Annotated in this window: 28 protein-coding genes; 21 read left to right on the top strand and 7 right to left on the bottom strand. The window is 67.5% G+C overall.

Features of this window, described 5'->3' with window-relative positions:
* Window positions 1–19: 19 nt before the first annotated feature.
* The 8 genes from efp to folE2 all read left to right on the top strand — a co-directional run bounded on the left by efp (window position 20) and on the right by folE2 (window position 6,410).
* Window positions 20–586 carry an elongation factor P gene (gene efp / locus J5837_RS14480; RefSeq protein ID WP_210537467.1) on the top strand — a complete coding sequence of 189 codons (567 nt, stop codon included), beginning with the start codon at window positions 20–22 and terminating at the stop codon, window positions 584–586.
* Window positions 586–1,257 carry a TMEM175 family protein gene (locus J5837_RS14475; protein ID WP_210537466.1) on the top strand — a complete coding sequence of 224 codons (672 nt, stop codon included), beginning with the start codon at window positions 586–588 and terminating at the stop codon, window positions 1,255–1,257. The genes efp and J5837_RS14475 overlap by 1 nt, the downstream gene beginning before the upstream one ends.
* Complete coding sequence (locus J5837_RS14470) at window positions 1,254–2,591, top strand: TRZ/ATZ family hydrolase (protein WP_210537465.1); 1,338 nt, start codon at window positions 1,254–1,256, stop codon at window positions 2,589–2,591. Before J5837_RS14475 ends, J5837_RS14470 begins: the two co-directional genes overlap by 4 nt.
* Window positions 2,592–2,628: 37 nt before the next feature.
* Entirely contained in the window at window positions 2,629–3,360 is a 732-nt protein-coding gene (gene ubiG, locus J5837_RS14465; RefSeq protein WP_210537464.1) for a bifunctional 2-polyprenyl-6-hydroxyphenol methylase/3-demethylubiquinol 3-O-methyltransferase UbiG, read from the top strand.
* Window positions 3,361–3,372: 12 nt separating this feature from the next.
* Entirely contained in the window at window positions 3,373–3,921 is a 549-nt protein-coding gene (locus J5837_RS14460) for a hypothetical protein (RefSeq protein ID WP_210537463.1), read from the top strand.
* Window positions 3,922–3,943: 22 nt separating this feature from the next.
* The gene (gene gph, locus J5837_RS14455) at window positions 3,944–4,615 is read left to right on the top strand and encodes a phosphoglycolate phosphatase (protein WP_210537462.1); all 672 of its coding nucleotides are present in this window, start codon (window positions 3,944–3,946) and stop codon (window positions 4,613–4,615) included.
* Between the two features lie 2 nt (window positions 4,616–4,617).
* On the top strand, window positions 4,618–5,283 hold the full coding sequence (locus J5837_RS14450) for a phytoene/squalene synthase family protein (RefSeq protein WP_210537461.1): 666 nt from the start codon (window positions 4,618–4,620) through the stop codon (window positions 5,281–5,283).
* A gap of 206 nt (window positions 5,284–5,489) precedes the next feature.
* Complete coding sequence (gene folE2 / locus J5837_RS14445; protein WP_210537460.1) at window positions 5,490–6,410, top strand: GTP cyclohydrolase FolE2; 921 nt, start codon at window positions 5,490–5,492, stop codon at window positions 6,408–6,410.
* Between the two features lie 79 nt (window positions 6,411–6,489).
* Here the strand turns inward: folE2 and J5837_RS14440 are convergent, their stop codons facing one another.
* The 3 genes from J5837_RS14440 to yidD all read right to left on the bottom strand — a co-directional run bounded on the left by J5837_RS14440 (window position 6,490) and on the right by yidD (window position 9,103).
* Window positions 6,490–7,356, bottom strand: coding sequence for a M23 family metallopeptidase (locus tag J5837_RS14440; RefSeq protein WP_210537459.1), 867 nt, complete (start codon window positions 7,354–7,356; stop codon window positions 6,490–6,492).
* Between the two features lie 152 nt (window positions 7,357–7,508).
* Window positions 7,509–8,858 carry a dihydroorotase gene (locus J5837_RS14435; protein WP_210537458.1) on the bottom strand — a complete coding sequence of 450 codons (1,350 nt, stop codon included), beginning with the start codon at window positions 8,856–8,858 and terminating at the stop codon, window positions 7,509–7,511.
* Window positions 8,858–9,103: a membrane protein insertion efficiency factor YidD gene (yidD, locus tag J5837_RS14430; RefSeq protein ID WP_210537586.1), complete on the bottom strand. Its 246-nt coding sequence runs from the start codon at window positions 9,101–9,103 to the stop codon at window positions 8,858–8,860. The genes J5837_RS14435 and yidD overlap by 1 nt, the downstream gene beginning before the upstream one ends.
* 106 nt (window positions 9,104–9,209) lie before the next feature.
* Here yidD and dksA point away from each other — a divergent pair, with 106 nt between their 5' ends.
* On the top strand, window positions 9,210–10,202 hold the full coding sequence (gene dksA / locus J5837_RS14425; protein ID WP_210537457.1) for an RNA polymerase-binding protein DksA: 993 nt from the start codon (window positions 9,210–9,212) through the stop codon (window positions 10,200–10,202).
* Between the two features lie 68 nt (window positions 10,203–10,270).
* Window positions 10,271–10,726: a nucleoside deaminase gene (locus tag J5837_RS14420; RefSeq protein WP_210537456.1), complete on the top strand. Its 456-nt coding sequence runs from the start codon at window positions 10,271–10,273 to the stop codon at window positions 10,724–10,726.
* Between the two features lie 32 nt (window positions 10,727–10,758).
* On the opposite strand, the gene J5837_RS14415 is transcribed toward J5837_RS14420, so the two are convergent.
* From J5837_RS14415 to cysS, 4 genes are all read right to left on the bottom strand, one after another.
* A complete protein-coding gene (locus J5837_RS14415) occupies window positions 10,759–11,400 on the bottom strand; it encodes a CDGSH iron-sulfur domain-containing protein (protein ID WP_210537455.1) in 642 nt (213 codons plus the stop codon).
* Window positions 11,401–11,452: 52 nt separating this feature from the next.
* Window positions 11,453–12,682, bottom strand: coding sequence for an MFS transporter (locus tag J5837_RS14410; RefSeq protein WP_210537454.1), 1,230 nt, complete (start codon window positions 12,680–12,682; stop codon window positions 11,453–11,455).
* A complete protein-coding gene (locus J5837_RS14405) occupies window positions 12,679–13,119 on the bottom strand; it encodes a SufE family protein (protein ID WP_210537453.1) in 441 nt (146 codons plus the stop codon). Before J5837_RS14405 ends, J5837_RS14410 begins: the two co-directional genes overlap by 4 nt.
* 166 nt (window positions 13,120–13,285) lie before the next feature.
* Window positions 13,286–14,662, bottom strand: coding sequence for a cysteine--tRNA ligase (gene cysS / locus J5837_RS14400; protein ID WP_210537452.1), 1,377 nt, complete (start codon window positions 14,660–14,662; stop codon window positions 13,286–13,288).
* Between the two features lie 172 nt (window positions 14,663–14,834).
* On the opposite strand from cysS, the gene J5837_RS14395 reads away from it, so the two are divergent.
* The 11 genes from J5837_RS14395 (at window position 14,835) to J5837_RS14345 (ending at window position 24,273) form a co-directional block, all read left to right on the top strand.
* The gene (locus tag J5837_RS14395) at window positions 14,835–15,278 is read left to right on the top strand and encodes a hypothetical protein (protein ID WP_244756009.1); all 444 of its coding nucleotides are present in this window, start codon (window positions 14,835–14,837) and stop codon (window positions 15,276–15,278) included.
* A gap of 263 nt (window positions 15,279–15,541) precedes the next feature.
* Window positions 15,542–16,549, top strand: a complete 1,008-nt coding sequence (locus tag J5837_RS14390) for an N-acetylornithine carbamoyltransferase (RefSeq protein WP_210537450.1) — start codon at window positions 15,542–15,544, stop codon at window positions 16,547–16,549.
* Between the two features lie 72 nt (window positions 16,550–16,621).
* Window positions 16,622–17,827 (top strand): argininosuccinate synthase, encoded by a 1,206-nt coding sequence (locus J5837_RS14385; protein WP_210537449.1) that lies wholly within the window; start codon window positions 16,622–16,624, stop codon window positions 17,825–17,827.
* Between the two features lie 13 nt (window positions 17,828–17,840).
* Window positions 17,841–18,281: a GNAT family N-acetyltransferase gene (locus tag J5837_RS14380; RefSeq protein ID WP_210537448.1), complete on the top strand. Its 441-nt coding sequence runs from the start codon at window positions 17,841–17,843 to the stop codon at window positions 18,279–18,281.
* Window positions 18,278–19,369 (top strand): acetylornithine deacetylase, encoded by a 1,092-nt coding sequence (locus J5837_RS14375; protein WP_210537447.1) that lies wholly within the window; start codon window positions 18,278–18,280, stop codon window positions 19,367–19,369. The genes J5837_RS14380 and J5837_RS14375 overlap by 4 nt, the downstream gene beginning before the upstream one ends.
* On the top strand, window positions 19,366–20,688 hold the full coding sequence (locus tag J5837_RS14370) for an acetylglutamate kinase (RefSeq protein WP_210537446.1): 1,323 nt from the start codon (window positions 19,366–19,368) through the stop codon (window positions 20,686–20,688). Before J5837_RS14375 ends, J5837_RS14370 begins: the two co-directional genes overlap by 4 nt.
* Complete coding sequence (locus J5837_RS14365; protein ID WP_210537445.1) at window positions 20,688–21,308, top strand: GNAT family N-acetyltransferase; 621 nt, start codon at window positions 20,688–20,690, stop codon at window positions 21,306–21,308. Before J5837_RS14370 ends, J5837_RS14365 begins: the two co-directional genes overlap by 1 nt.
* Window positions 21,305–22,270, top strand: a complete 966-nt coding sequence (gene argC, locus J5837_RS14360; RefSeq protein ID WP_210537444.1) for an N-acetyl-gamma-glutamyl-phosphate reductase — start codon at window positions 21,305–21,307, stop codon at window positions 22,268–22,270. Before J5837_RS14365 ends, argC begins: the two co-directional genes overlap by 4 nt.
* Before the next feature lie 78 nt (window positions 22,271–22,348).
* Window positions 22,349–23,647, top strand: a complete 1,299-nt coding sequence (gene argH / locus J5837_RS14355; RefSeq protein ID WP_210537443.1) for an argininosuccinate lyase — start codon at window positions 22,349–22,351, stop codon at window positions 23,645–23,647.
* Between the two features lie 3 nt (window positions 23,648–23,650).
* Window positions 23,651–24,016 (top strand): cupin domain-containing protein, encoded by a 366-nt coding sequence (locus J5837_RS14350; RefSeq protein WP_210537442.1) that lies wholly within the window; start codon window positions 23,651–23,653, stop codon window positions 24,014–24,016.
* The gene (locus tag J5837_RS14345; protein WP_210537441.1) at window positions 24,013–24,273 is read left to right on the top strand and encodes a YciI family protein; all 261 of its coding nucleotides are present in this window, start codon (window positions 24,013–24,015) and stop codon (window positions 24,271–24,273) included. Before J5837_RS14350 ends, J5837_RS14345 begins: the two co-directional genes overlap by 4 nt.
* Window position 24,274 lies beyond the last annotated feature (1 nt).

Genomic DNA, 24,274 nt, shown 5'->3' with positions numbered 1-24,274 from the left:
CACACTCAGGAGTTAGCGCATGGCCACCCTTGGCATGAACGACGTCAAGAACGGGATGAAGATCCTGGTCAACAACGAGCCTTCCATCATCACCGAAACCGACTACGTCAAGCCGGGCAAGGGCCAGGCCTTCACCCGCGTGCGCTACCGCCAGATCCGCACCGGCCGCGTGCAGGAAATCACCATGAAGTCGACCGATTCGGTGGAAGCCGCCGACGTGGTCGATACCGACATGCAGTACCTGTACTCGGATGGCGAGTACTGGCACTTCATGCAGCAGGAAACCTTCGAGCAGGTGCAGGCCGACAAGGCCGGCATGGCCGGCGCGGAGAAGTGGCTGAAGGGCGAGGAAGCGTGCGTGGTCACGCTGTTCAACGGCACCCCGATCCAGGTCACCCCGCCGAACTTCGTCGAATTGAAGATCATCGAAACCGACCCGGGCGTGAAGGGCGACACGGCCGGCACCGGCGGCAAGCCGGCCACGCTGGAAACCGGCGCCGTGGTCCGCGTGCCGCTGTTCGTCGGCCAGGACGAAATCATCAAGGTCGACACCCGCAGCGGCGAATACGTCAGCCGGGTGAAGTAATGAGCGGCGGCGAGCGCGTCGACGGAGCGAACGCGAGGCCGGACGTGTTCCCGCACGACCGCGTCGTGTTCTTCAGCGACGCGGTCTTCGCCATCGCCATCACCCTGCTGGCGATCGAGCTGAAGCCGCCGTCCGAGGAAGTGATCGCGCGGGTCGGCGCAGGGCAGGGCTGGGGCGAGCTCGTCCCGCTGTTCATCGCGTTCTTCATCAGTTTCATGGTCGTCGGCCAGTTCTGGCTGGGCCACATGCAGACCTGGAAGTACGTGACCCGGGTCACCGGCAAGCTGGTCTGGTGCTCGATCTTCCAGTTGATGTTCGTGGCGCTGATGCCGTTCGCCACGGTGCTGTATTCGGAAGCGTTCCGCGCCCACGGGCCGGGGCGCTTCGCGTTCTACAGCGTGGTGTTGACCGGCATCTCGTTCTTCGCCTGGCTGATGCGCAAGATCGTGGTGCGGCAGGAAGGGCTGGTCGAGAAGCTGGGGCCCACCGAGGCGCGCTGGATGCAGGTGCGCGGCCTGATCTCGTTGCTGGTGTTCGCCGTCAGCATCCCGTTGGCCTTCGTCCTGCCCACCTGGATGGGCGGCATCATCTTCGCGCTGATCTTCCCGCTCATCGCCCTGGCCAAGCGCATCTTCCATCGTGTTCCCGTACCGGCTGGTTCGTCCGCATGAATGAAACGCCGCAAACCTGCGACCTGCTGATCGAAGCCGGCTTCGTCGTCCCGGTGCAACCGCACGGCGTGGTCCTGGAAGACCACGCCGTCGCCGTTTCCAATGGCGAAATCCTCGCCGTGCTGCCGACCGCGCAGGCGCGCGCACGCTACGCGGCGAAGCAGGTCGTGTCGCGTCCCGACGCGGCGCTGGTGCCGGGCCTGGTCAACGCGCACGCGCACAACCCGATGACCCTGCTGCGCGGCATCGCCGACGACCTGCCGTTGAAGGTATGGCTGCAGCAGCACATCTGGCCGATCGAGGGCGCGGTGATCGGTCCGGAATTCGTTGCCGACGGCATCACCCTGGCCATCGCCGAGATGCTGCGCGGCGGCACCACCTGCGCCAACGAGAACTACTTCTTCCCCGACGTGCAGGCCGCGACCTACAAGCGCCACGGTTTCCGCGCGCGGGTCGGCCTGCCGGTGATCGATTTCCCGACCGCGTGGGCCAGCAGCGACGACGAGTACTTCGACAAGGCCGGCGAAGTCCACGACCAGTGGCGCGACGACGCGCTGGTGGCCACGGCCTTCGCCCCGCACGCGCCGTACACGGTCAACGACGCCAACTTCGAACGCATCCGCATGCTCGCCGACCAGCTCGACGTGCCGGTGCACCTGCACCTGCACGAAACCGCGCAGGAAGTGCAGCAGTCGCTGGAAAAATACGGCCAGCGGCCGATCGCCCGGCTCGACCGGCTGGGCCTGGTCAACGATCGCCTGATCGCGGTGCACATGACCCAGCTGACCGAAGCGGAAATCCGCCTCGTCGCCGAACGCGGCGTCAGCGTGGTGCATTGCCCGGAGTCGAACCTGAAGCTGGCGTCGGGTTTCTGCCCGGCCTGCGCGTTGCAGCGTGCCGGCGTGAACCTGGCCATCGGCACCGACGGCTGCGCCAGCAACAACGATCTCGACATGTTCGGCGAGACCCGCACCGCGGCGTTCCTGGCCAAGGCCGTGGCCGAAGACGCCGCGGCGCTGGATGCCTTCGAGGCCTTGCGCGCGGCCACGCTGGGCGGCGCCAACGCGCTGGGTTTCGGCGACCGGATCGGTTCGATCGAACCGGGCAAGCAGGCCGACCTGGTCTGCGTCGACCTGGGTGCGGTGGAAACCCAACCGCTGCATCACGTCGTTTCGCAGCTGATCTACGCGACCGGCCGCCACCAGGTCAGCGACGTATGGATCGCCGGCAAGCCGAAGCTGCTGCAACGCGAGCTGGTCGACATGGACATGGCCGGCCTGATCGCCAACGCGAAGCAGTGGCGGACGCGGATCGCGGCGATCCGCACCCAGTGATCCCCGCCCGTCATTCCCGGCATGAGAGAATGACGCCATGACCCAGACCGCCTCCGCAGAAAACTTCAGCCAGGCCGAACTCGACAAGTTCGGTGCGCTGGCCAACCGCTGGTGGGACCCGGACGGCCCGCAGAAGGCGCTGCATGCGCTGAATCCGGTCCGACTCGACTACGTCGCCAAACGCGCGAAGCTGCGGGGCGCGAGCGTGCTGGACGTCGGTTGCGGCGGCGGCCTGCTCAGCGAAGCGCTGGCGAAGGCGGGCGCGCAGGTCACCGCGATCGATCTGGCGCCGGAACTGGTCAAGGTGGCCAAGCTGCATCGCCTCGAATCGCAGGTCGCGGTCGATTACCGCCTGCAGTCCGCCGAATCGCTGGCCGCAGAAATGCTTGACGAAGGCAGGCCCGGCGCCTTCGATGCGATCACCTGCATGGAAATGCTGGAGCATGTGCCGGACCCCGCCGCGATCATCGCCGCCTGCGCGGCGATGCTGAAGCCGGGCGGACGCCTGTTCCTGTCGACGCTGAATCGCACGCCGGCCGCGTTCGCGCTGGCCGTGGTTGGCGCCGAGTACGTCGCGCGCCTGCTGCCCAAAGGTACGCATCGCTACCAGGATTTCATCAAGCCGGCGGAACCCGCCGCGTGGTTGCGCGCCGCCGGCCTGCAATTGGAAGACGTCAGCGGCCTGATGTACGAGCCGTGGCGCAACGCCGCGCGGATCATCGGGCGTACCGACGTGAACTACCTCGCTTGCGCGGTGAAGCCGATCTAGGCCGCATAGGCGATGTGTCATTTCGTCACCGCCGTATTGCCTGCCGCCGCGGATCAGGCGGAACTAGATCGGCTCGCGCGTCTGCGAGGGAGACAGTTCCTGCCGCTGCACAATCCGACGGTAGAGGCCCGGCTGCGAACTGACGAACGCTACTTCCTCACTACGCTTGGCCATTGCGATTGCGGAACCCCGCTGGGCTCGCACGACCGGAAGGCGGCGCGTGCGCCGGATTGGGTCGCTGAAGAACAAAAATTGCTGAGAAGGGGCTGGAGTCAGGCAAAGGTCGCCAGAAGCCTGGAACAAAAGCGGGCGCATTGGGGCACGGGCAGGGATAACAACGCTCGGGTCGATGCCGAGGCGATGGCTTCGTGGTCAGGTTTGATCGAGACTGTCCTGGATTCAGGAGCGACACCATACCTGGGGCTACTGGTGCACTTTTACAGCGGCCATTTGGATGAGCAGATCGACTTGGTCGGGAGGGTGGATGTTCCGCGAGACGGATTGCGAGCCGAATATCTCGGTGGAATGAAGGAAGACACGTTGTATGTATTCCAGGGTTGAACAGGACGAGCATCAGTTAGCGATGGAAGAAATGACCGGATTCCCCAAGGTGGCATTGTTCGACCTCGACGGCACGCTGCTCGACAGCGCGCCGGACCTGCTGGCCGCGACCAACCGCGTACGCGAGCGCCGCGACATGCCGCCGATGCTGCTGGAAGAATTGCGTCCGCATGTGTCCAAGGGCTCGCGGGCGATGCTGGCGGCCGCGTTCCCGCATGTCGAGGCGGCGCAACGCGAAGCCTGGATTCCGGAATTCCTCGGGCTATACCAGCACGAAATCGGCAAACACAGCGTGTTGTTCGACGGCGTCGCAGAAATGCTGGCCGCGCTGGAAGCCGACGGCGCGCGCTGGGGCATCGTCACCAACAAGCCCGAATACCTGGCCCGCGACATCCTCCCGCACCTCGGCTGGACGGAACGCTGCGCGGTGCTGATCGGCGGCGACACGCTCGCGGAAAAAAAGCCGCATCCGCTGCCGTTGCAGGTGGCGGCGCGGCTGCTCGAGGCGGAAATCGCCGATTGCGTCTATGTCGGCGACGACGAGCGCGACATCCAGTCCGCGCGCGCGGCCGGGATGCGTTCCATCGCCGCGCTGTGGGGCTACCGTCCGCTGGAAGACGAGCCCAGCCTGTGGCAGGCCGACACGATGGTTGCAACCGCGCGCGAACTGGTCGATCCAACCGTCTGGCCCTGACGATGACGGCCTCGACCGCACTCGACAGCTTCCTCGATAAATGGCGCGAACGCTGGCCGGAATGGCCGGTCGCCGAGACCTTCGTGCCGCCCGCGCGACGCCAGCTCGCCGTCGCCTGGTTCGCCTTGCTGCAGGAATTCGAGGACGCGATGAACATCGCCGGCGATCCGTTGCCGGCCAACGCCAAGCTGGGCTGGTGGAGCGAGGAGTTGCGCGACTGGTCGCGGCGGCGTTCGCGCCATCCGCTCGGCCGCTTGCTGGAACCGCACGCCGCGCCCTGGGCCGAGCTGGCCGATGCCTTGCCGGTGCTGGGCATGTTGCGCGAACCGTGGCCGGACCTCGATGCCGCGTTCGTGCGCGTGCAGCCGTTGGCCAAAGCCATTGCCGCGGTCGAAGCGGCGCTGTTCGGGGGCCGCGCCGACGAAGCCGTTGCACAAGCCATCGGCGCGCAATGGCTGGCGGCGCGGATGTCGGGCGCGGGGCAGGGCGGCGACCTGCCGGGCTTGCTCGAACGCTGGCCGCCGCGGTTCGCGGCTTCTCTGCCGCGCCGCCTGTGGGCCCTGCTGGCCCGCGACCGCGTGCAGGCACGGGTGAGGTCGGGCGACGAACCTCGGCGGATTTCGCGCCTGCGCCTGCTGTGGCGGGCGTGGAACGCCGCGCGCGGCTGAGCTTCCGTCTGGCGAAAAGCCTTCGCGACTTACAGGCTGCGGCATGCGCAGCCACTCCCACGTCGGTAGAGAGATGCGATGTGGGAGCGATGTAAGTCGCGAACAGGCCGTTGCGCCGCCGGGAAACGCACCGTTCCGGCGACGTTCCCTCGTGCCGGGCTACAATGGCCCCAGTTTCACCGCGTTCCCCATCGCGTCCCTCTGCCATGTCTTCCGCCCCGCGCCCCGACCTGCCCGATGTCGCCCACCAGTCCGTGCCCCTGGCGCGCCCGCTGGATTGGGTCGGCATGGACAACATCGCCCTGCCGGTGCGGATTTCCGACGGTGCGGGCGGGCAGCTGCAGGTTGCGGCCAGTATTGACCTGGCGGTGAACCTGGGTCGTGCCGACGCGCGCGGCATCCACATGTCGCGCCTGTACCTGCAGTTGCAGGAAGGCCTGGCGCGCGAGGCGATCACCCCGGCCGGCCTGCGCCATCTGCTGCAGGACAGCGTCGAATCGCAGCAGGGGCTGGCCACCCAGGCACGCCTGCGCATCCGCTACGAGGCATTGCTGCAACGGCGTGCCTTGCAGAGCGGCTTCAGCGGCTGGAAGCGCTATCCAGTCGAAATCGAAGCCACGCTGCACGAAGGCCACCTGCACCTGGCGCTGGGTTTCGAAGTCGAATATTCCAGCACCTGTCCCGCATCGGCGGCGTTGTCGCGGCAGGCCAACGCCGAACGCTTCGCCGACGATTTCGCCGCCGCGCGCCCGCTGTCGGTGGGCGTGGTGCGCGACTGGCTGGCTTCCGAGCGCGGCATGGCGGCGACGCCGCATGCGCAGCGCAGCCGCGCGCAAGTGCGGGTCGAATTGAAGCCGCAGTTCGACGAGCTGCCGCTGGTCGCCCTGATCGATGCGCTGGAAGCGGCGCTGGCCACGCCGGTGCAGACCGCGGTGAAGCGCGAGGACGAACAGGCCTTCGCCCGCCTCAATGCCGAAAACCTGATGTTTTGCGAGGACGCTGCGCGCCGCGTGGCCTCGGTCCTCGCCGGCGACCCGCGCGTCGAACGCTACGATGCCACCGTCTCCCACTTCGAAAGCCTGCATCCGCACGACGCGGTGGCGCGGGTCAGCGGAACGAACCCATAACCGGGTAGGGCGGGTCATGACCCGCCCCGCGAAGTTCCGCGAGCCCGCCATGGCGGGTCGTGACCCGCCCTACCGGTTCCTATTTTCCTCGTTCCAGCACCAACAGCGGATCGATCCGCACGTCGAACCAGTTCATGCCCCAATGCAGGTGCGGTCCGGTCGCTCGGCCGGTGGCGCCGACCGCGCCGATGACCTGGCCTTGGGCGATGCGATCGCCGACCTTCACGTCGATGCGCGACAGGTGCAGGAAATTCGAGCTGACGCCGAAGCCGTGATCCAGCAACACGGTTCCGCCCGTCAGGTACAGATCCGGCGACGCGAACGTCACCACGCCTGCCGCCGGCGCCTTCACCGGCGTGCCATTCGGCGCGGCGATGTCCATGCCCGAGTGCCCCGCGCCGGGCTGGCCGTTGTACACGCGTGCGTTGCCGAAGCGGCCGCTGATGCGCCCTTGCACCGGCCAGATGAAGGGTTGGGCGAAATCGGGACGGTCGTCGTCGCGTTCGCGCGCGGCAGTGACCAGTGCCTGTTCGCGCTTGATCCGTTCGGCGATGTCCGGCGGCGGGTTCACCGTCTTCGGCGGCACGCCGTTGACGTTCTCCACCGGCCAATCGCGCGGGGTCACGGCGATGCTCGCGGATTCCGCGCTGCCGTCGGGACGCACGATTTCGACTTTCAACGGGCCTTGCTCGTCTCGGCCGACGCCGAATACCACGCTGCCATAACCGCTGACCCGCAGCGTGCGGTTGGCGTAGGTCACCTTGCTGCCGGGCGGCACCTTGCCGATGACCAGGGCGCCTTGCGAGACGCTGGCGGGGAAGACGATGCGGGTGTCGGTCGGGGTTTGCGCTGGCGCGGGCGTCGCGGTTGTTGCGGGAACGCTCGTTTGCGTCTGCGGAGAGGCGGCGGTCGCGCAGGCGGTCAGCGCGAACAGGAGGGTCGTCATCCCGGCGAAAGCCGGGATCCAATTTGCTGTTGCCTTTTCCTCAGAAAAGCAACGGCAAAGGCAAAATGGGTTCCAGCTTGCGCTGGAATGACGGCAACAGCTGGGTTCCGGCTTTCGCCGGGGTGACGAGCGGGGGCGAAGGCCGAAGCCCCTCACCGATCGAATTCCAGCCTCTGCCCGTTCGGCGTGCCCAGCAACTGCTCGCCGTTCCAGACCATGCGGCCATTGACCCAGGTCGCGGCGACGCGCGAGCGGAAGGTGGTGCCTTCGAACGGCGACCAGCCGCACTTCGACAGCACGTCCTCGCGACGCACGGTGAACGGCTCGTCTTCGACCAGCACCAGGTCGGCCCAATAGCCTTCGCGCAGGAAACCGCGCTGGCTGACGTCGAACAACTGTGCCGGCGCGTGGGCGAACTTCTTCACCACCTGCGCCCGCGACAGCTTGCCTTCGTGGACCAGCTCCAGTGCCGCGACCAGCGCGTACTGCACCAGCGGCAGGCCCGACGGCGCCTGCGCGTACGGCTTCATCTTTTCTTCCAGCGTATGCGGGGCGTGGTCGGTGGCGAGCACGTCGATGGTGCCGCCCTCGGCCAGCGCCTTGATCAGCGCTTCGCGGTCGCTGGCGTCCTTGATCGCCGGGTTGCACTTGATGAAGTTGCCCAGCCGCGCGTAGTCGCCACGATCGAAGCGCAGGAAATGGACGCAGGTTTCCGCGGTGATCCGCTTGCGCCGGCCATCGGCCTGGAACAGCGGGCCCGGATCGAACAGGGCCAGCTCGTCGGCGGTGGAGATGTGCAGCACGTGCAGGCGGGTGCCGTGCTTGCGCGCCAGGGAAATCGCCAGCCTGGTCGACTTGATGCAGGCCTCGCGCGAACGGATGTCCGGGTGCATCTCCGCGGTCAGCGCGTCGCCGTATTTGGCCTGGAACGCGGCGAGGTTGGCGTCGATGGTCGGCGTATCTTCGCAATGGGTGATGATCGGCGTCGGGGCCTCGCGGAAGATCGCGTCCAGGGTTTCCGGGTTGTCGACCAGCATGTTGCCGGTGGACGCGCCCATGAACACCTTGATGCCCGGCGCGGCCTTCGGGTCCAGCGCGCGGATAGCCTCGAGGTTGTCGTTGCTGGCGCCGTGGTAGAACCCGTAATTGCCCCATGCGCGACCCTTGGCCAGCGCGTACTTGGCTTCCAGCGCGGCCGAATCCAGCGTCGGCGGATTGGTGTTGGGCATGTCCATGAAGCTGGTCAGGCCGCCGGCCACCGCCGCGGCCGATTCGCTGGCGATGTCGCCCTTGTGAGTCAGGCCGGGCTCGCGGAAGTGCACCTGGTCGTCGATCATCCCCGGCAGCAGCCAGCGCCCGCCGGCTTCGATCACCCGGTCCTCGGGCCGGGCGGCGATCTGCGAGTCGATTTTGGCGATGCGACCGTCCTCGATGCGCAGGTCGGCGTCGAATTCGCGGCCTTCGTTGACCAGGCGGGCGTTGACGATCAGGGTCGAGGGCATCAGTGGGGTGTTCCTGTGTGGGAGTGGGAACGGGGCGGTACCGGGTCGTAACCGCCCGGATGCAGCGGGTGGCAGCGCCCGACCCGGCGCGCGGCCAGCCAACTGCCCCGCAACGGGCCGAAACGGGCGATGGCTTCCATCGCGTATTCCGAGCAACTGGGCGTGAACCGGCAGCGCGGCCCGAGCATCGGGCTGAGGAATCGCTTGTAAACCCGCAGCAGGGCTATCAGAACGCGGCCAACCATGCGCGGCATCATAACGAATGCCTGAATCTGTGGTTGCCGCCCCTGTCCCGGTAGGCTATAAAGTCGCGCTTTCCCGGGCCCCGGGAAGATAAAGGAAGCGCTGTTCGTGGCTGTGAAAAAACCTGCTAAGAAGGCCGCCAAGCCGGCCCCCAAGAAGGCTCCCGCCAAGAAGCCTGTGGCCAAGAAGGCCGCCCCGGCGAAAAAGCCGGCCGCAAAGAAACCGGTCGCCAAAAAGGCCGCCGCGCCGGCCAAGAAGCCTGCCCCGGCGAAAAAGCCGGCCGCCAAGCCCGCTGCCGTGGCAAAGAAGGCGCCGGCCAAGCCGGTTGCGGCCGCGAAGAAGCCGGTCGCCAAGCCCGCTCCCAGCAAGCCCGTGGCCAAGGCCGCCAGCCGGCCCGCGACCAAGCAGGCCGCTCCGGCCAAGCCGGCTGCGGTCCCCGCCGCGCCGGCGCCTGCGGCGCCCAAGCCGGCTGCCGCGAAGCCCGCGGCACCTGCGGCCGCGAAGCCCGCCCAGGCCAAACCGGCTCCCGCCAAGTCCGTTCCGGCAGTCGCGCCCGCGGCACCGGCGGTCAGCGCGCCGAAGCCGCGCCCGACCGGCAAGGTCGCCGTGGCGGTCGCTGCCCGGCCGGCCGCGCCCGCGCCGAAGGGCAAGGTCCGGGTGGTCGAATACAAGACCGACGAAGCCACCGGCCGTCCGATCCTGCCGCCCGGTTACAAGCCGGCCGCGGACGAGGAATACATGAGCGCATTGCAGCTCGAGTATTTCCGCCAGCGCCTGCTGCAGTGGCGCGCCGACCTGGTCGAGGAATCCAAGCAGACCATCGAGAACCTGAAGGACGAGGTCCGCGACATCGGCGACGAAGCCGAACGCGCCACCCGCGAAACCGAGAACTCGCTGGAACTGCGCACCCGCGACCGCTACCGCAAGCTGATCGGCAAGATCGACAGCACGCTGAAGCGGCTGGAAGCCGGCGACTACGGCTACTGCGTCGACACCGGCGAGGAAATCGGCCTGGAGCGCCTGGAAGCGCGCCTCACCGCCGAGCGCACGCTGGACGCGCAGGAGCGCTGGGAGCACCTGCAGAAGCAGCAGGGCGACTGAATCCGGCTGCCCGGAACGCAACCGCGAAACCCCGCCTTGGCGGGGTTTCGCATTTCGGAGGAATGGAAATGCAGGCAGAACGGTTCATGCGCCGCGCGGTCGAGCTGGCGCGCGGCAACATCGGGCAGGGCGGGCGCCCGTTCGGCGCCGTGCTGGTCCGCGACGGCCAGGTGCTGGCCGAGGCCGCCAACGGCATCCATCTCGACCACGACCCCTCCGCACACGCCGAGATGCTGGCGATCCGTCGCGCCAGCGCCGTGCTCGGCACGCCCCGGCTGGATGGCTGCACGATCTACGCCAGCGGCCACCCATGCCCGATGTGCCTGGCCGCGATGTACATCAGCGGCGTCGGCGAGGCGTGGTATGCCTATTCCAACGAAGACGGCGCGCCGTACGGCCTGTCCACCACAGCGGTGTACGAACGCTTGATGGCCGGCCCGGCCAGCCCCGGATCCGGTTTGCGGCAGCTGCGTCCCGAGGGCGAGGACGGCCTGTACCGGGAATGGGCGCAACGCTGCGGTTGATTCGCCGGGCGGTGGGAGCCAAAGGTCCGGCTTCAGGCGCCATCGGCCTGGAAACCGGCCTTGCGGTGCGAACCATCGCAGAACGGCTTGTTGGCGGAATGCCCGCAGCGGCACAGCCAGGTCCGGGTCACCCGATCGACGGTATGGCCGGTGCCGGTGACGATCTCGAGGTTGCCGTCGACCTGCAGCGGACCGTTCTTCTGCGGATCGATCGCCAACGCGCCGTCGCGCGCCGCCAGCGGCTGCGATTCGTTCGGCGCGCGTTCGCCGCTGGCGATGAAGCCGGCTTCGGCATGGCTGCCGTCGCAGAAGGGTTTGTTGTTCGACAGGCCGCAACGGCACAGCGTCGCCCGATAGCCTTCCTCGACACCGGCGATCCGCAGCGGCGCGTTGAACGCCAGTGGGCCGTTTTCGCGGGTCCGCACGGTGTTGACCACCGGCGCCGGTTCCACCTGGGTGCCGTCCACCGCTTCGTAGCGGATCGCGCCGGAGGGGCAGGCGCGCGCGGTCAGCGCGACTTCTTCCGGGGAAACGGCATCGGGATGGATCCATTCGCCGTCGACGTTGGGCACGAACACGTCGGGATGGGTCAGCACGCAGTTGCGCGAGTGTATGCAGCGCCGGCCGTCGAAGCGGACGACCACGCGCTTGCCGCGCACGGTTTCGATGGCCATCGGCGATCTCCGGCGGGACGGGCGTCCGAGTCTACGCCCGTCGCCACGGCGGTCAATGCAGGTCGCGCAGGTCCAGCTTGCGCAACTTCGGCGCCTTCCACGAAGTGACGCCGACCACGCCCAAGGTGACGAAGCCGCCCAGCACCACCGACGGCACCAGGCCGAGCAGGCGCGCCATCGCACCGGAATAGAACGCGCCGAGTTCATTCGACGAGCTGATGAAGATGCTGTTGACCGAGGACACGCGTCCGCGCATCTCGTCCGGCGTAGCCAGCTGCAGCACGGTCGAGCGCAGCACCACCGAAACTCCGTCGAACATGCCGGACAGCAGCAGGAAGAACGCCGACAGCCAGAACGCGGTGCTCAGGCCGAAACCGATCATGCACGCGCCGAAACCGGCGACCGCGCCGAGCATGATCCGCCCCGCGTTGGCCTGCAGCGGATGGCGCGACAGCCACAGTGCCACCGCCACCGAGCCCAGCGCCGGCGCACCGCGCAGGATGCCCAGCGCTTCCGGGCCGGCGTGCAGCACGTCCTTGATGAAGGCGGGCGCCAGCGAAATCGCGCCGCCGAACAGCACCGCGAACATGTCCAGCGCCAGCGCGCCCAGCAGGATCTGGTGGCCGAACACGAAGCGCAGGCCTTCGCCGATGCTGGCGAACACCGGGCCACGCTGTTGCTGCTGCGCCGGCTCGGTCACCGGCATGGTCAGCAGGGCCAGCGCCGCGGCCACGGCGAAAACCGCGGCCACCGCATAGGTCGTCGATTTGCCGACCGCGCCGATCAATACGCCGCCCACCGCGGGACCCAGCACCAGGCCGGTCTGGAACACCACGCTGCCCATGCTGGCGCCGCGCGCGAACTGTTCGCGCTTCAGCGCACGGGCGAACAGCGCGTTGTAGACCGGACCGAGGAACGAGCGGCCGATGCCGCCGACCGCGATGGCCAGGTAGATCGGCCACAGGCCATGCAGCGGCAGCAGGCCGGCGGCCAGCAGGGCCAGCAGGCCGGCGTTGATCGCCAGGCCGAGGCAGGCCGCCGCGCCCAGCTTGCGTCGCGGCAGGTGATCGACCAGGTAGCCGGAGAACGGCGCCACGCAGAAGAACGGAATCACCTCGGCCAGGCCGATCAAACCCAGCGACCACGGGTCGCGGGTGATCTCGTACACGTGCCAGCCGACCGCCACCGCCACGATCTGGTACGAGAACAGGGTGCAGATGCGGTACAGCATCAGCCAGCGGAAGCCGGCACCGCTCAGTGGGGAGGCGGGGACTTCGCTCATGCCGCGGCGCGCTGCGCGGTTTCGCGGATGAAGGCCAGCAACGAGGCCAGCCCGTTGCTGCGGGTCGGCGACAGGTGCTTGGCCAGGCCGATGTCGGCGATGTAATCCGGCGTGGTGGCGAGGATCTCCCGCGCACTGCGACCCGAATAGACGCGCAGGGCCAGGTAGATCAGGCCGGAGACGATGGTCGAGTCGCTGATCGCATGGAAATCGAGCTTCGTGGCGTCGCCTTCCGGCACGATCCAGACCATCGACTGGCAGCCGAGCAGGCGATGTTCCTCGGTCTTCCACTCATCCGGAAACGCCGGCAGCTTGCGGCCGAGGTCGATCAGGTACTGGTAACGCTCGGACCAGTCGCCGAAGAAGGCGAATTCGTCGCGGATGACCTGCTGCGCTTCGGCGGCGGTGGGTTCGAGGGGGAAGGGGGTTTCGGTCATCGGAAAAGTTTGCGGTTTCTGATCCTTCTCCCACCGGGAGAAGGTGGCGCGAAGCGCCGGATGAGGGCGGGAGAACGATGGGTCGAGGAACGTTCCATCCGCCTTCGGCACCCTCGACTAAAGCATTCGAGGGCAGGCTCTTCTCCCGGAGGGAGAAGGAAAAGCATCACGCCCGTTTCCACCTTACTCCCTGCGGTGTGTCTTCCAGCAAAACGCCTTCCGTCGCCAGCTGGTCGCGGATCGCGTCGGCACGGGCGAAATCGCGCGCCTTCTTCGCCGCATTGCGTTCGTCCACCAAGGCTTGTATGCGCGCATCGTCATCGGACGAGACGCCGCGCGCGAACCACGCAGCGGGATCCTGCTGCAGCAGGCCGAGCACCGAGCCCGCGCCAAGCAACTCCGCCTTCAGCCGCGATTTCTCTTCCGCCGATTCGGCCTTGCGCGCCTCCGCAGCGATGCGCGCGACTTCGGCCAGCGCCTGCGGCGTGTTGAGGTCGTCGTCGAGCACGTCCTCGATCACCGCCGGGATCGCCGCATCGGCTTCGATGTCGGCCAGGTCGCGCAGCGTGCCGTACAGCCGATCCAGCGTGCGCACGCTCTGTTCGATAAGCGCATCCGACCATTCCAGCGGCTGCCGGTAATGCGCGGAGAGCAGGGCGTAGCGCAGCGCTTCGGGCGGGTATTCGCGGACCAGGTCATGCACGCGCTGGATGTTGCCGACCGACTTGGCCATCTTGGCGCCGCCGAAGTTCAGCATGCCGTTGTGCAGCCACCAGCGGGCGAACACGCGGCCGCCATGCGCGCATTCGCTCTGCGCGACTTCGTTCTCGTGGTGCGGAAACTGCAGGTCGATGCCGCCGGCATGGATGTCGATGGTCTGGCCCAGGTGGGCCTCGGCCATCGCCGAGCATTCGATGTGCCAGCCGGGGCGGCCGCGGCCCCATGGCGAATCCCAGCCCGGCAGATCGTCCGAGGACGGCTTCCACAGCACGAAATCGCCGGGATCGCGCTTGTACGGCGCCACGTCGACGCGCGCGCCGGCCAGCATTTCCTCGGGGTCGCGGCGCGACAGCTTGCCGTAATCGGGGAAGCTGGCCACCGAGAACAGCACGTGGCCTTCGGCGGCGTAGGCGTGGCCGTCGGCGATCAGGCGTTCGCACATCGCGATCATCTGCGCGATGTGGCCGGTGGCGGTCGGCTCGATGTCGGGGGCGAAGTCGCCGGACACGCCGAGCGCGGCCATGTCTTCGCGGTAGGCGGCGGCGAAGCGGTCGGTGATCGCCGAAATCGGCACGCCCTGTTCCTTGGCCGCGGCGTTGATCTTGTCGTCCACGTCGGTGATGTTGCGCGCGTAGCGCAGGCCACCGTAGCGGCGGCGCAACAACGCGGCCAGCACGCCGAACACCACCGGCCCGCGGGCGTTGCCGATGTGCACGTAGTTGTAGACGGTGGGGCCGCAGACGTACATGGTCGGCCCGGCGGGATCGAGCGGCGCGAACGGCTCTACCTGCCGCGTGAGGGTGTTGTACAGGCGCAGGGGCATGGGCGAAGGGGAGGGGAAGGCCCTGCAATTCTAGCGGGTGAGGCCCCGGGTGGCCTGGTGTTCAGCCCCACGCCAGCCGCGCTGCCTACACTGGCAACGGTCGCCATCGCCCATCCGCCGCATGATTCGTGCCCTTTCGCTCCAGTCGTCCGCCTGCCTGCTGGCCTTGGCCATGCTGTCGGTGACGGGTGCTGGCAGGGCGCAAAGCGCGCCGGTGGCGCCGATGGCGGAGAACGTCCGCGTCGACTATGCGCGGGTGCTCAACGTCGAGCCGGTGTACGAAACCCTGCGCGCCACCCGCGCCGAGAAGGTCTGCGACCAGCCGGCGCCCCCGAAGCCGCAGCCCAAGGACGAAGAAGGCCGGCTCGCGCGGATGTGGGACTCGGTCAAGGGCGTGTTCACCGACAACGACAAGCCGAAGCAGGCTGCGCCCGCCGCACCGCGCTGCCGTACCGTGCCGGTGGCCAAGGAGTTCCAGCGGCCCATCGCCTACGACGTGGACTACATGTACAAGGGCATGAAATACCGCTCGCGCCTGCTCGAGGACCCCGGCACCCGCCTGCGCATCCGCATCTCGGTGATGCCTTACGAAGCCGCGCCGGTCGCGGTTCCCTAGCGCTTGTTGCACCGCGGCGACGGCCGTGCGACCATTCCGCGGATGAAAGCGAACGACCATGCCTACGCAAGCTCCGCCCGGATGGCCTCCGGGATGACCTCGCGTGCCCGCCGACCGGAACCCTGCGTTGCTGGGTAAGCGGAGACGTGCGTGTTCGTTCCGAAACCCAGCGTGAAGCTGGGTTTTTTCGTTTCTGGCCCGGCAAAAAGTTTCATCCGCAAGAAACCATCTTCCTGTAGAGCCCCGTCCCGAAGGACCCTCCGATGCCGCTGAAACACTTCTTGAACACCCAGGACTGGAGCCGCGCCGAACTCGATGCGCTGCTGGCGCAGGCCGCCGAATTCAAGCGCAGCAAGCTGGGCGACCAGCTCAAGGGCAAATCGATCGCCCTGGTGTTCTTCAACCCGTCGATGCGCACCCGCACCAGCTTCGAGCTGGGCGCGTTCCAGCTGGGCGGCCATGCCGTGGTGCTGCAGCCGGGCAAGGACGCGTGGCCGATCGAGTTCAACCTGGGCACGGTGATGGACGGCGACACCGAGGAGCACATCGCCGAGGTGGCCAGGGTGCTGGGCCGTTACGTCGACCTGATCGGCGTGCGCGCGTTCCCGAAGTTCGTCGACTGGCAGTACGACCGCGAGGACATCGTGCTGAAGTCGTTCGCCAGGTACTCGCCGGTGCCGGTGATCAACATGGAGACGATCACCCATCCGTGCCAGGAACTGGCCCACGCGCTGGCCCTGCAGGAACACTTCGGCACCACCGACCTGCGCGGCAAGAAGTACGTGCTGACCTGGACCTACCATCCGAAGCCGCTGAACACCGCCGTGGCCAACTCGGCGCTGACCATCGCCACCCGCCTGGGCATGGACGTGACCTTGTTGTGCCCGACCCCGGAATACGTCCTCGACGAGCGCTACATCGGCTGGGCCGAGCAGAACGTCGCCGAAAGCGGCGGCTCGTTCGCGGTCAGCCACGACATCGAAAGCGCCTATCGCGGCGCCGACGTGGTCTACGCCAAGAGCTGGGGCGCGCTGCCGTATTTCGGCCAGTGGGAGCCGGAGAAGCCGATCCGCGACCGCTTCAAGCACTTCATCGTCGACGAAGCGAAGATGGCGCTGACCAACAACGGCGTGTTCAGCCACTGCCTGCCGCTGCGCCGCAACGTCAAGGCCACCGACGCGGTGATGGATTCGCCGCAGTGCATCGCCATCGACGAGGCCGAGAACCGCCTGCACGTGCAGAAGGCCGTCATGGCCGCCTTGATCCGGTAGGGCGGGCTCAAGCCCGCCGACGACAACCAACCATGCAACGGTGGGCCAGGGCCCACCCCACGAGATCCTGAAATGACCACCCCCAACGAATCCCGCGACATCGTCCTCGCCTTTTCCGGCGGCCTCGACACCAGCTTCTGCGTGCCCTACCTGAAGGAGCGCGGCTGGAACGTGCACACCGTGTTCGCCGACACCGGCGGCGTCGATGCCGAAGAGCGTGCCTACATCGAGCAGCGCGCCGCGGAACTCGGCGTCGCGTCGCACGTCACCGTCGATGGCGGGCCGGCGATCTGGGAAGGCTTCGTCAAGCCGTTCGTGTGGGCGGGCGAGGGCTACCAGGGCCAGTATCCGCTGCTGGTGTCCGACCGCTACCTGATCGTCGACGCTTCGCTGAAGCGCGCCGCCGAACTGGGCACGAATGCCATCGCCCACGGCTGCACCGGCATGGGCAACGACCAGGTGCGCTTCGACCTGGCGGTGAAGGCCTCCGGCGACTACCGCATCATCGCGCCGATCCGCGAAATCCAGAAGGAACACACCCAGACCCGTGCCTACGAGCAGGCCTACCTGGAAGAGCGCGGCTTCGGCGTGCGTGCCAAGCAGAAGAGCTACACCATCAACGAAAACCTGCTGGGCGTGACCCTGTCCGGCGGCGAGATCGACAAGTGGGAAGCGCCGGGCGAAGGCGCGCGCGGCTGGTGCGCGCCGCGCAGCGAATGGCCGGAAGCGCCGCTGCGCGTGGCCATCGGCTTCAAGAACGGCGAAGCGGTGACGCTGGACGGCGAAGCGATGCAGGGCGCCAAGCTGCTGGCGAAATTGAATGCGCTGTTCGCGCCGTACGGCGTGGGCCGCGGCATGTATACCGGCGACACCACCATCGGCCTGAAGGGCCGCATCGTCTACGAAGCGCCGGGCCTGGTCTCGTTGCTGGCCGCGCACCGCGCGCTGGAGGAAGCGGTGCTGAGCAAGCAGCAGAACCGCTTCAAGCCGGAAGTGGCGCGCAAGTGGGTCGAAGTCGTGTACGAAGGCTTCTACCATGACCCGGTCAAGACCGACCTGGAGGCGTTCCTGAAGTCCTCGCAGGCCACGGTCAACGGCGAAGTGTTGCTGGAAACCCGCGGCGGTCGCGTCGATGCGGTGGCGGTGAAGTCGCCGCACATCCTCAATGCCAAGGGCGCGACCTATGCGCAGTCGGCGGACTGGGGCGTCGAGGAAGCCGAGGGCTTCATCAAGCTGTTCGGCATGAGCTCGACCCTGTGGGCCGAGATCAACCGTTGATGCGGACGCATCGATGAGCGAACTTCGCATCAGCACGGACAAGGCGGAACTGGACCTGCCGCTGATCCACCGCTTCCTCTCCGCCGAGGCCTACTGGAGCCAGGGCATCCCGGAGGAAACGGTGGCGCGTGCAATCGCCGGCTCGCTGTGCTTCGGCGGCTATGTCAAAGGCGCGGGGCAGGTGGCGTTCGCGCGGGTCGTTTCCGACTTCGCGACCTTCGCCTACCTGGCCGACGTGTTCGTGCTGCCGGAACATCGCGGTCGTGGCTACAGCAAGCAGCTGGTCGCCGAAATCATGGCGCACCCGCAGTTGCAGGGGCTGCGCCGGTTCATGCTGGCCACGTCCGATGCGCACGGGCTGTATGCGCAGTACGGCTTCGACGCGCCGGCCAGGCCGCAAACGCTGATGGAAGTGTTGCGTCCCGACATCTACGTGCAGGCACGAACCGCATGACCACGCTCGCAACCACGCTCAAGCACCTCGAAGCGCTGGTGTCCTTCGACACCCGCAACCCGCCGCGCGCGATCACCACCGGCGGCATCTTCGACTACATCCGCGCGCAGTTGCCGGACTTTAGGGTCGAAGTGACCGACCACGGCGCCGGCGCGGTGTCGCTGTTCGCCGTGCGCGGGCAGCCGAAGCGCGTGTTCAACGTGCACCTGGACACGGTGCCGTCATCGCCGGCATGGACCGCCGATCCGCTGAGGCTGCGCGTCACCGAAGACCGCGCCATCGGACTCGGCGCCTGCGACATCAAGGGCGCGGCGGCCGCGCTGATCGCCGCGGTACAGGCGCAACCGGGCGATGCCGCGCTGTTGTTCAGCAGCGACGAGGAAGCCAACGATCCGCGCTGCATCGCCGCGTTCCTAACTCGCGACCATGGCTTCGGCGAAGCGATCATCGCCGAGCCGACCTGCGGCGAAGCGGTGCTGGCCCATCGCGGCATCAGCGCGGTGCGCATGGCGTTCAAGGGCCAGGCCGGCCACGCCTCGGCCGAGAACGCCATGTCGCTGAGCGCGTTGCACCAGGCGATGCGCTGGGGCGCGTCGGCGCTGGACTACGTGGAAGCGCAGAAACACCTGCGCTTCGGCGGGCTGACCGGACTGCGCTTCAACGTCGGCAAGGTCGAAGGCGGGATCAAGGCGAACATCATCGCCCCGTCCGCCGAAGTGCGCTTCGGCTTCCGGCCGCTGCCCTCGCAGGATTTCGCCGAGCTGCACGCGACCTTCCGCGGCTTCGCCGACGCGGATGCGCTGGCCGAGTACGAAGAGACGTTCCGCGGCCCCTCGCTGCCGTCTGGCGACGTGGCCCGCGCGGAAGAACGCCGCCTCGCCGCGCGCGACCTGGCCGATGAACTCGGCCTGCCGGTCGGCAACGCGGTCGATTTCTGGACCGAAGCCTCGCTGTTCTCGCAAGCCGGTTTGACCGCGCTGGTCTACGGACCCGGCGACATCGCCCAGGCGCACACCGCCGACGAATGGGTTTCCCTCGAACAACTGCGGCATTACGCCGACACCGTGCAACAGATCTTCGCCAAATGAACATCGAATCGAACAAGCAGACCCGGCAGACCATCGTCAAGCTGCTGTCGAACCTGGGCAGCGCCAAGGAAATCGACCAATACCTGAAGCGGTTCTCGCAGATCGACGCCAAGCGTTTCGCTGTGGTCAAGGTCGGCGGCGCGGTGCTGCGCGAAGACATGGACGCGCTGGTGTCGTCGTTGGCGTTCCTGCAGCAGGTCGGCCTGACCCCGATCGTCATCCACGGCGCCGGTCCGCAGCTGGACGAAGAACTGACCGCCGCCGGCATTCCCAAGCAGGTCGTCGATGGCCTGCGGTTCACCGGCGATGAAGCGTTGGGCGTGGTGCGCAAGGTGATGCGCCGCGAAAACATGAACCTGGTCGACGAACTGCACGCGCAGGGCGTGCACGCCACCTCGCTGACCACCGGCGTGTTCGAGGCCGAATTCCTCGATCGGGAAAAGTACGGGCTGGTCGGCCGGGTCAGCCGGGTCGAGGTCGAAGGCATCGAAGCGGCGATCCGCCTCGGCGCGATCCCGGTGATCGCCAGCCTCGGCGTCACCGCCGGCGGCCAGTACCTCAACATCAACGCCGACTGGGCCGCGAACGAACTGGTCAAGACCCTGCAGCCGTACAAGATCGTGTTCCTGACCGGCACCGGCGGCCTGCTCGACGCCAACGGCAAGGTCATCGACTCGATCAACCTGTCGACCGAGTACGACGAGCTGATGCGGCAGCCGTGGATCAACGGCGGCATGAAGGTGAAGATCGAACAGATCAAGGACCTGCTCGACGTGTTGCCGCTGACTTCGTCGGTGTCGATCACCCGGCCGGACGAGCTGACCAAGGAACTGTTCACCCACAAGGGTTCGGGCACGTTGGTGCGCATGGGCGAGCGCGTGCTGCGCTTCGACTCGTGGCAGGGGGTGGACGTGGACCGGATGCGGGAACTGATCGAGTCCAGCTTCGGCCGCACGCTGCAGCCGGACTATTTCGAAAAGACCGTGCCGTTCCGGATCTACGTCAGCGAGAACTACCGCGCGGCGATGATCCTGACCCGGGAAGAAGGTTTCGCCTACCTCGACAAATTCGCCGTGCTCGACGAAGCGCAGGGCGAGGGCCTGGGCCGCGCGGTCTGGCACGTGGCCCGCGAGGAGAACCCGAAGATGTTCTGGCGCTCGCGCCACAACAACCAGGTCAACATCTTCTACTACGCCGAGTCCGACGGCTGCATCAAGCAGGAGAAGTGGAAGCTGTTCTGGTACGGCATCGACGACCTCGCCGACATCGCCCGCTGCGCGCAGCACACCGCGACGCGGCCGGCGAGCTGGATCGACTGATGGCCGCCGCGACGCCGACGCAGGCCTGGCGCGAAGTGCCCACCCTGAAGGGCCGGCACGTTTCGCTCGTGCCGCTTTCCGCGGATCACGTCGCCGGCTTGCGCCGGGCGCGCGACCATGAAGGCCTGGAGAACCTGTGGTTCACCAACACGCCGTCGGTCGAGGGCGTGGAAGGCTACGTCGCGGCCGCGCTGCAAGCGCAGGCAGAAGGCAAGGTGTTGCCGTTCGCGGCGCTCGATGCCGACGGTGAAGTGGTCGGGACCACCCGATTCTACGGTTTCGAGCCCGAGGTGCCGCGGCTCAGCATCGGCTACACCTGGTACGCGCCGCGCGTGCAGCGCAGCGGCGTGAACACCGAGGCCAAGCTGCTGTTGCTGCGGCATGCCTTCGAGACGCTCGGGTGCATCTGCGTCACGTTCGAGACCAGCTCGCACAACGCGCGTTCGCGCGCCGCCATCGCCCGGCTCGGCGCGAAGCAGGACGGCATCCTGCGCCACCACAAGCGCCACGCCGACGGCAGTCCGCGCGACACGGTGGTGTTTTCGATCATCGACAGCGAGTGGCCCGAGGTGCAACGCGGCCTGCTGGCGAAACTGCAATCGCACGAGGTTCCGGCATGAGCAAGACCACTATCGGCATCGTCGGCGCGCGCGGCCACACTGGCAGCGAGCTGATCAGGCTGATCGCCAACCATCCGCAATTCGCGCTGGCCTTCGTCTCGTCGCGCGAACTGGATGGCCAGCCAGTTCGCGAACACAATGCCGCCTATGCCGGCGAGCTGCGTTACGAGAACCTGTCGCCCGAAGCCGTCGCGGCGAAGGGCGTCGACGCCATCGTGCTGGCGCTGCCGAATGGCAAGGCCGCCGAATACGTGGCGGCGATCGACGCGGCGAAGGCGAATCCTGTCATCGTTGACCTGTCCGCCGACTATCGTTTCGATGATGGTTGGTACTACGGCCTGCCGGAACTGACCCGCGGCAAATACGCCGGGCAGAAGCGCGTCAGCAATCCGGGCTGCTACGCCACGGCGATGCAGCTGGCCATCGCCCCGTTGCTCGACCGGCTGGCCGGTCCGCCGCAATGCTTCGGCGTGTCCGGCTATTCCGGCGCCGGCACCACGCCGTCGGACAAGAACAATCCCGAGCTGCTGCGCGACAACCTGATGCCGTATGCGCTGGCCGACCACATGCACGAGCGCGAGGTCTCGCGCCAGCTCGGCGTGCCGGTCGAGTTCATGCCGCATGTCGCCCCGCATTTTCGCGGCATCACCATGACCGTGAACCTGTGGCTGCAGCAGCCGGTGAAGGTGGAGGAAGTGCGCGAGCTGTATCGCCAGCGCTACGCCGGCGAGCCGCTGGTGCGCGTGACCGACGACGCGCCCTGGGTCAGCCGCATCGCCGGCAAGCACGGCGTCGAGATCGGCGGCTTCACCGTGGCGCCGGGCGGCAAGCGCCTGGTCGTGGTCGCCACGCTGGACAACCTGCTGAAGGGCGCCGCGACGCAGGCGATGCAGAATTTGAACCTCGCGTTCGGTTTCGACGAATTGGCCAGCATTCCGCCGCAGGATTTCTTTTCAGCGTAGGGCGGGGCCCTGGCCCGCCGTTCGCGGATCGCGAAAAATTCCAAGGTGGGTCGCGGCCCACCCAACGAGGAAACCAAGATGTCTGACTTGTTGTGGCAAAAACCCGGCGTGGCGGTCGATGCGCAGATCCAGAAGTTCCTGGCCGGCGACGACGTGCTGCTGGACCGCGAGTTCTTCCTGCACGACATCGCCGCGAGCACCGCGCACGCGGAAGGCCTGCAGCGCATCGGCATCCTGACGGCCGACGAGCTGGCAGGGCTCAAGCGTGAACTCGCGACCTTGACCGAGGATTTCCGCAACGGCGATTTCGTCCTCGACGAACGCTACGAGGACGGCCATTCCGCCATCGAGTTCCGCCTGACCGAGCGCCTCGGCGACGCCGGCCGCAAGATCCACACCGGGCGCAGCCGCAACGACCAGATCCTGGTGGCGACGCGGCTGTGGCTCAAGGAAAAGCTGGCGCGTGTCGCCGGACTCTCGCGCGAGATCGCCAGGGTCGCGCTCGACCGCGCACAGGCCGAGAAGGACCTGCCGATCCCGGGTTACACCCATATCCAGCGCGCCGTGGTGTCGTCCGCCGGCATGTGGTGGGCCGGCTGGGCCGAGGCCTTCATCGACAATGCGATCCGCGCCGCCGATACCCTGGAACTGGTCGACGCCAATCCGCTGGGCACCGCCGCCGGCTACGGCGTCAACCTGAAGCTCGACCGCGCACACACCACCGAGGCGCTCGGCTTCGCGCGGATGCAGGTATCGCCGATCTACGCGCAGCTCTCGCGCGGCAAGTTCGAGCTGGCCGCGCTGGAAGCGCTCGGCAGCGCCACGCTCGACCTGCGCCGCATCGCCTGGGACCTGTCGCTGTTCACCAGCGCCGAGTTCGGCTTCGTAGCGCTGCCGGCGCAGTACACCACCGGCAGTTCGATCATGCCGAACAAGCGCAACCCCGACGTGATCGAGCTGATGCGCGCCACCCACGCTAGCGTCGCCGCGGCGCGCACCGAGATCGAACAGCTGCTGTCGCTGCCGTCCGGCTACCATCGCGACCTGCAGGCGTCGAAGGGCGCGATTTTCCACGGCTTCAGCCGCGGCCTGCCCGCGCTGGAGCTGCTGCCGGCGCTGCTGGCCAACCTCGAATGGCGCGAAGACCGGCTGCGTGCGGCGATCGATTCGGGCATGTACGCCACCGACGTCGCCGTTGAAGCCGCCATCGCCGGCGTGCCGTTCCGCGAGGCCTACAAGGCCGCCGCCGCGTCGGCCGATTCGGCGGGGCAGGGCCGCACGCCCGAATCCAGCCTGGCCGCGCGCGTTTCGCCCGGCGCCGCGGCCGACCTGCGCCTGGAAGAATTGAACGCGCGTTTCGCGGCGCTCGGGGCCTGAGCCATGGATCCCGTCAGCCACGCCTGCGCCGAACACTACACCTGGGGCCAGGGCTGCGATGGCTGGCATCTGCTCAAGGGCGACGACCTGAGCGTGATCGAAGAGCGCATGCCGCCCGGAACCGAGGAGCTGCGCCATCGGCATGCCCGTTCGCGCCAGTTTTTCTACGTGCTGGCGGGCGAAGCCGAACTGGAGCTGGAAGGGCAGGAACATCGGCTCGGCGCAGGCCAGGGCCTGCACGTGCCGCCGGGGCAGGCGCACCAGATGCGCAATCGTTCCGCCGCCGATGTCCGCTTCCTGGTGGTCTCCGCGCCGCGCGCGCATGGCGACCGTGAAGCCGCTCCCGCGACCGGAGGAATGCCGGCATGACCACCCGTTACCTGGTCCTGGCGATGCGGCGGCCCGATTTCGACGAATCGGTGATTGCACCGCACCAGGTCTTCCTCGACGAATTGCGCGCGACCGGCCAGTTGGAACTGACCGGTGGCTTCAGCGACAAATCCGGCGGCGCCTATCTGTTGCGCAACGTCGGTTCGCTGGAGCAAGCGCGGGCCATCGTTGCCCGCGATCCGCTGGCGATCCGCGGATCGTCGGAATTGACCGTCCACGAATGGAACGCACGCTGAT

It is taken from the genome of Pseudoxanthomonas helianthi (assembly GCF_017939625.1).
Taxonomy (GTDB): domain Bacteria; phylum Pseudomonadota; class Gammaproteobacteria; order Xanthomonadales; family Xanthomonadaceae; genus Pseudoxanthomonas_A; species Pseudoxanthomonas_A helianthi.
This window is presented reverse-complemented; position numbering and strand designations above follow the sequence as displayed.

Coding starts and splice junctions, on each gene's coding strand:
- efp (WP_210537467.1), top strand. CDS start 20: ATGGCCACCCTTGGCATGAACGACGTCAAGAACGGGATGAAGATCCTG.
- J5837_RS14475 (WP_210537466.1), top strand. CDS start 586: ATGAGCGGCGGCGAGCGCGTCGACGGAGCGAACGCGAGGCCGGACGTG.
- J5837_RS14470 (WP_210537465.1), top strand. CDS start 1,254: ATGAATGAAACGCCGCAAACCTGCGACCTGCTGATCGAAGCCGGCTTC.
- ubiG (WP_210537464.1), top strand. CDS start 2,629: ATGACCCAGACCGCCTCCGCAGAAAACTTCAGCCAGGCCGAACTCGAC.
- J5837_RS14460 (WP_210537463.1), top strand. CDS start 3,373: ATGTGTCATTTCGTCACCGCCGTATTGCCTGCCGCCGCGGATCAGGCG.
- gph (WP_210537462.1), top strand. CDS start 3,944: ATGGAAGAAATGACCGGATTCCCCAAGGTGGCATTGTTCGACCTCGAC.
- J5837_RS14450 (WP_210537461.1), top strand. CDS start 4,618: ATGACGGCCTCGACCGCACTCGACAGCTTCCTCGATAAATGGCGCGAA.
- folE2 (WP_210537460.1), top strand. CDS start 5,490: ATGTCTTCCGCCCCGCGCCCCGACCTGCCCGATGTCGCCCACCAGTCC.
- J5837_RS14440 (WP_210537459.1), bottom strand. CDS start 7,356: ATGACGACCCTCCTGTTCGCGCTGACCGCCTGCGCGACCGCCGCCTCT.
- J5837_RS14435 (WP_210537458.1), bottom strand. CDS start 8,858: ATGCCCTCGACCCTGATCGTCAACGCCCGCCTGGTCAACGAAGGCCGC.
- yidD (WP_210537586.1), bottom strand. CDS start 9,103: ATGGTTGGCCGCGTTCTGATAGCCCTGCTGCGGGTTTACAAGCGATTC.
- J5837_RS14420 (WP_210537456.1), top strand. CDS start 10,271: ATGCAGGCAGAACGGTTCATGCGCCGCGCGGTCGAGCTGGCGCGCGGC.
- J5837_RS14415 (WP_210537455.1), bottom strand. CDS start 11,400: ATGGCCATCGAAACCGTGCGCGGCAAGCGCGTGGTCGTCCGCTTCGAC.
- J5837_RS14410 (WP_210537454.1), bottom strand. CDS start 12,682: ATGAGCGAAGTCCCCGCCTCCCCACTGAGCGGTGCCGGCTTCCGCTGG.
- J5837_RS14405 (WP_210537453.1), bottom strand. CDS start 13,119: ATGACCGAAACCCCCTTCCCCCTCGAACCCACCGCCGCCGAAGCGCAG.
- cysS (WP_210537452.1), bottom strand. CDS start 14,662: ATGCCCCTGCGCCTGTACAACACCCTCACGCGGCAGGTAGAGCCGTTC.
- J5837_RS14395 (WP_244756009.1), top strand. CDS start 14,835: ATGCTGTCGGTGACGGGTGCTGGCAGGGCGCAAAGCGCGCCGGTGGCG.
- J5837_RS14390 (WP_210537450.1), top strand. CDS start 15,542: ATGCCGCTGAAACACTTCTTGAACACCCAGGACTGGAGCCGCGCCGAA.
- J5837_RS14385 (WP_210537449.1), top strand. CDS start 16,622: ATGACCACCCCCAACGAATCCCGCGACATCGTCCTCGCCTTTTCCGGC.
- J5837_RS14380 (WP_210537448.1), top strand. CDS start 17,841: ATGAGCGAACTTCGCATCAGCACGGACAAGGCGGAACTGGACCTGCCG.
- J5837_RS14375 (WP_210537447.1), top strand. CDS start 18,278: ATGACCACGCTCGCAACCACGCTCAAGCACCTCGAAGCGCTGGTGTCC.
- J5837_RS14370 (WP_210537446.1), top strand. CDS start 19,366: ATGAACATCGAATCGAACAAGCAGACCCGGCAGACCATCGTCAAGCTG.
- J5837_RS14365 (WP_210537445.1), top strand. CDS start 20,688: ATGGCCGCCGCGACGCCGACGCAGGCCTGGCGCGAAGTGCCCACCCTG.
- argC (WP_210537444.1), top strand. CDS start 21,305: ATGAGCAAGACCACTATCGGCATCGTCGGCGCGCGCGGCCACACTGGC.
- argH (WP_210537443.1), top strand. CDS start 22,349: ATGTCTGACTTGTTGTGGCAAAAACCCGGCGTGGCGGTCGATGCGCAG.
- J5837_RS14350 (WP_210537442.1), top strand. CDS start 23,651: ATGGATCCCGTCAGCCACGCCTGCGCCGAACACTACACCTGGGGCCAG.
- J5837_RS14345 (WP_210537441.1), top strand. CDS start 24,013: ATGACCACCCGTTACCTGGTCCTGGCGATGCGGCGGCCCGATTTCGAC.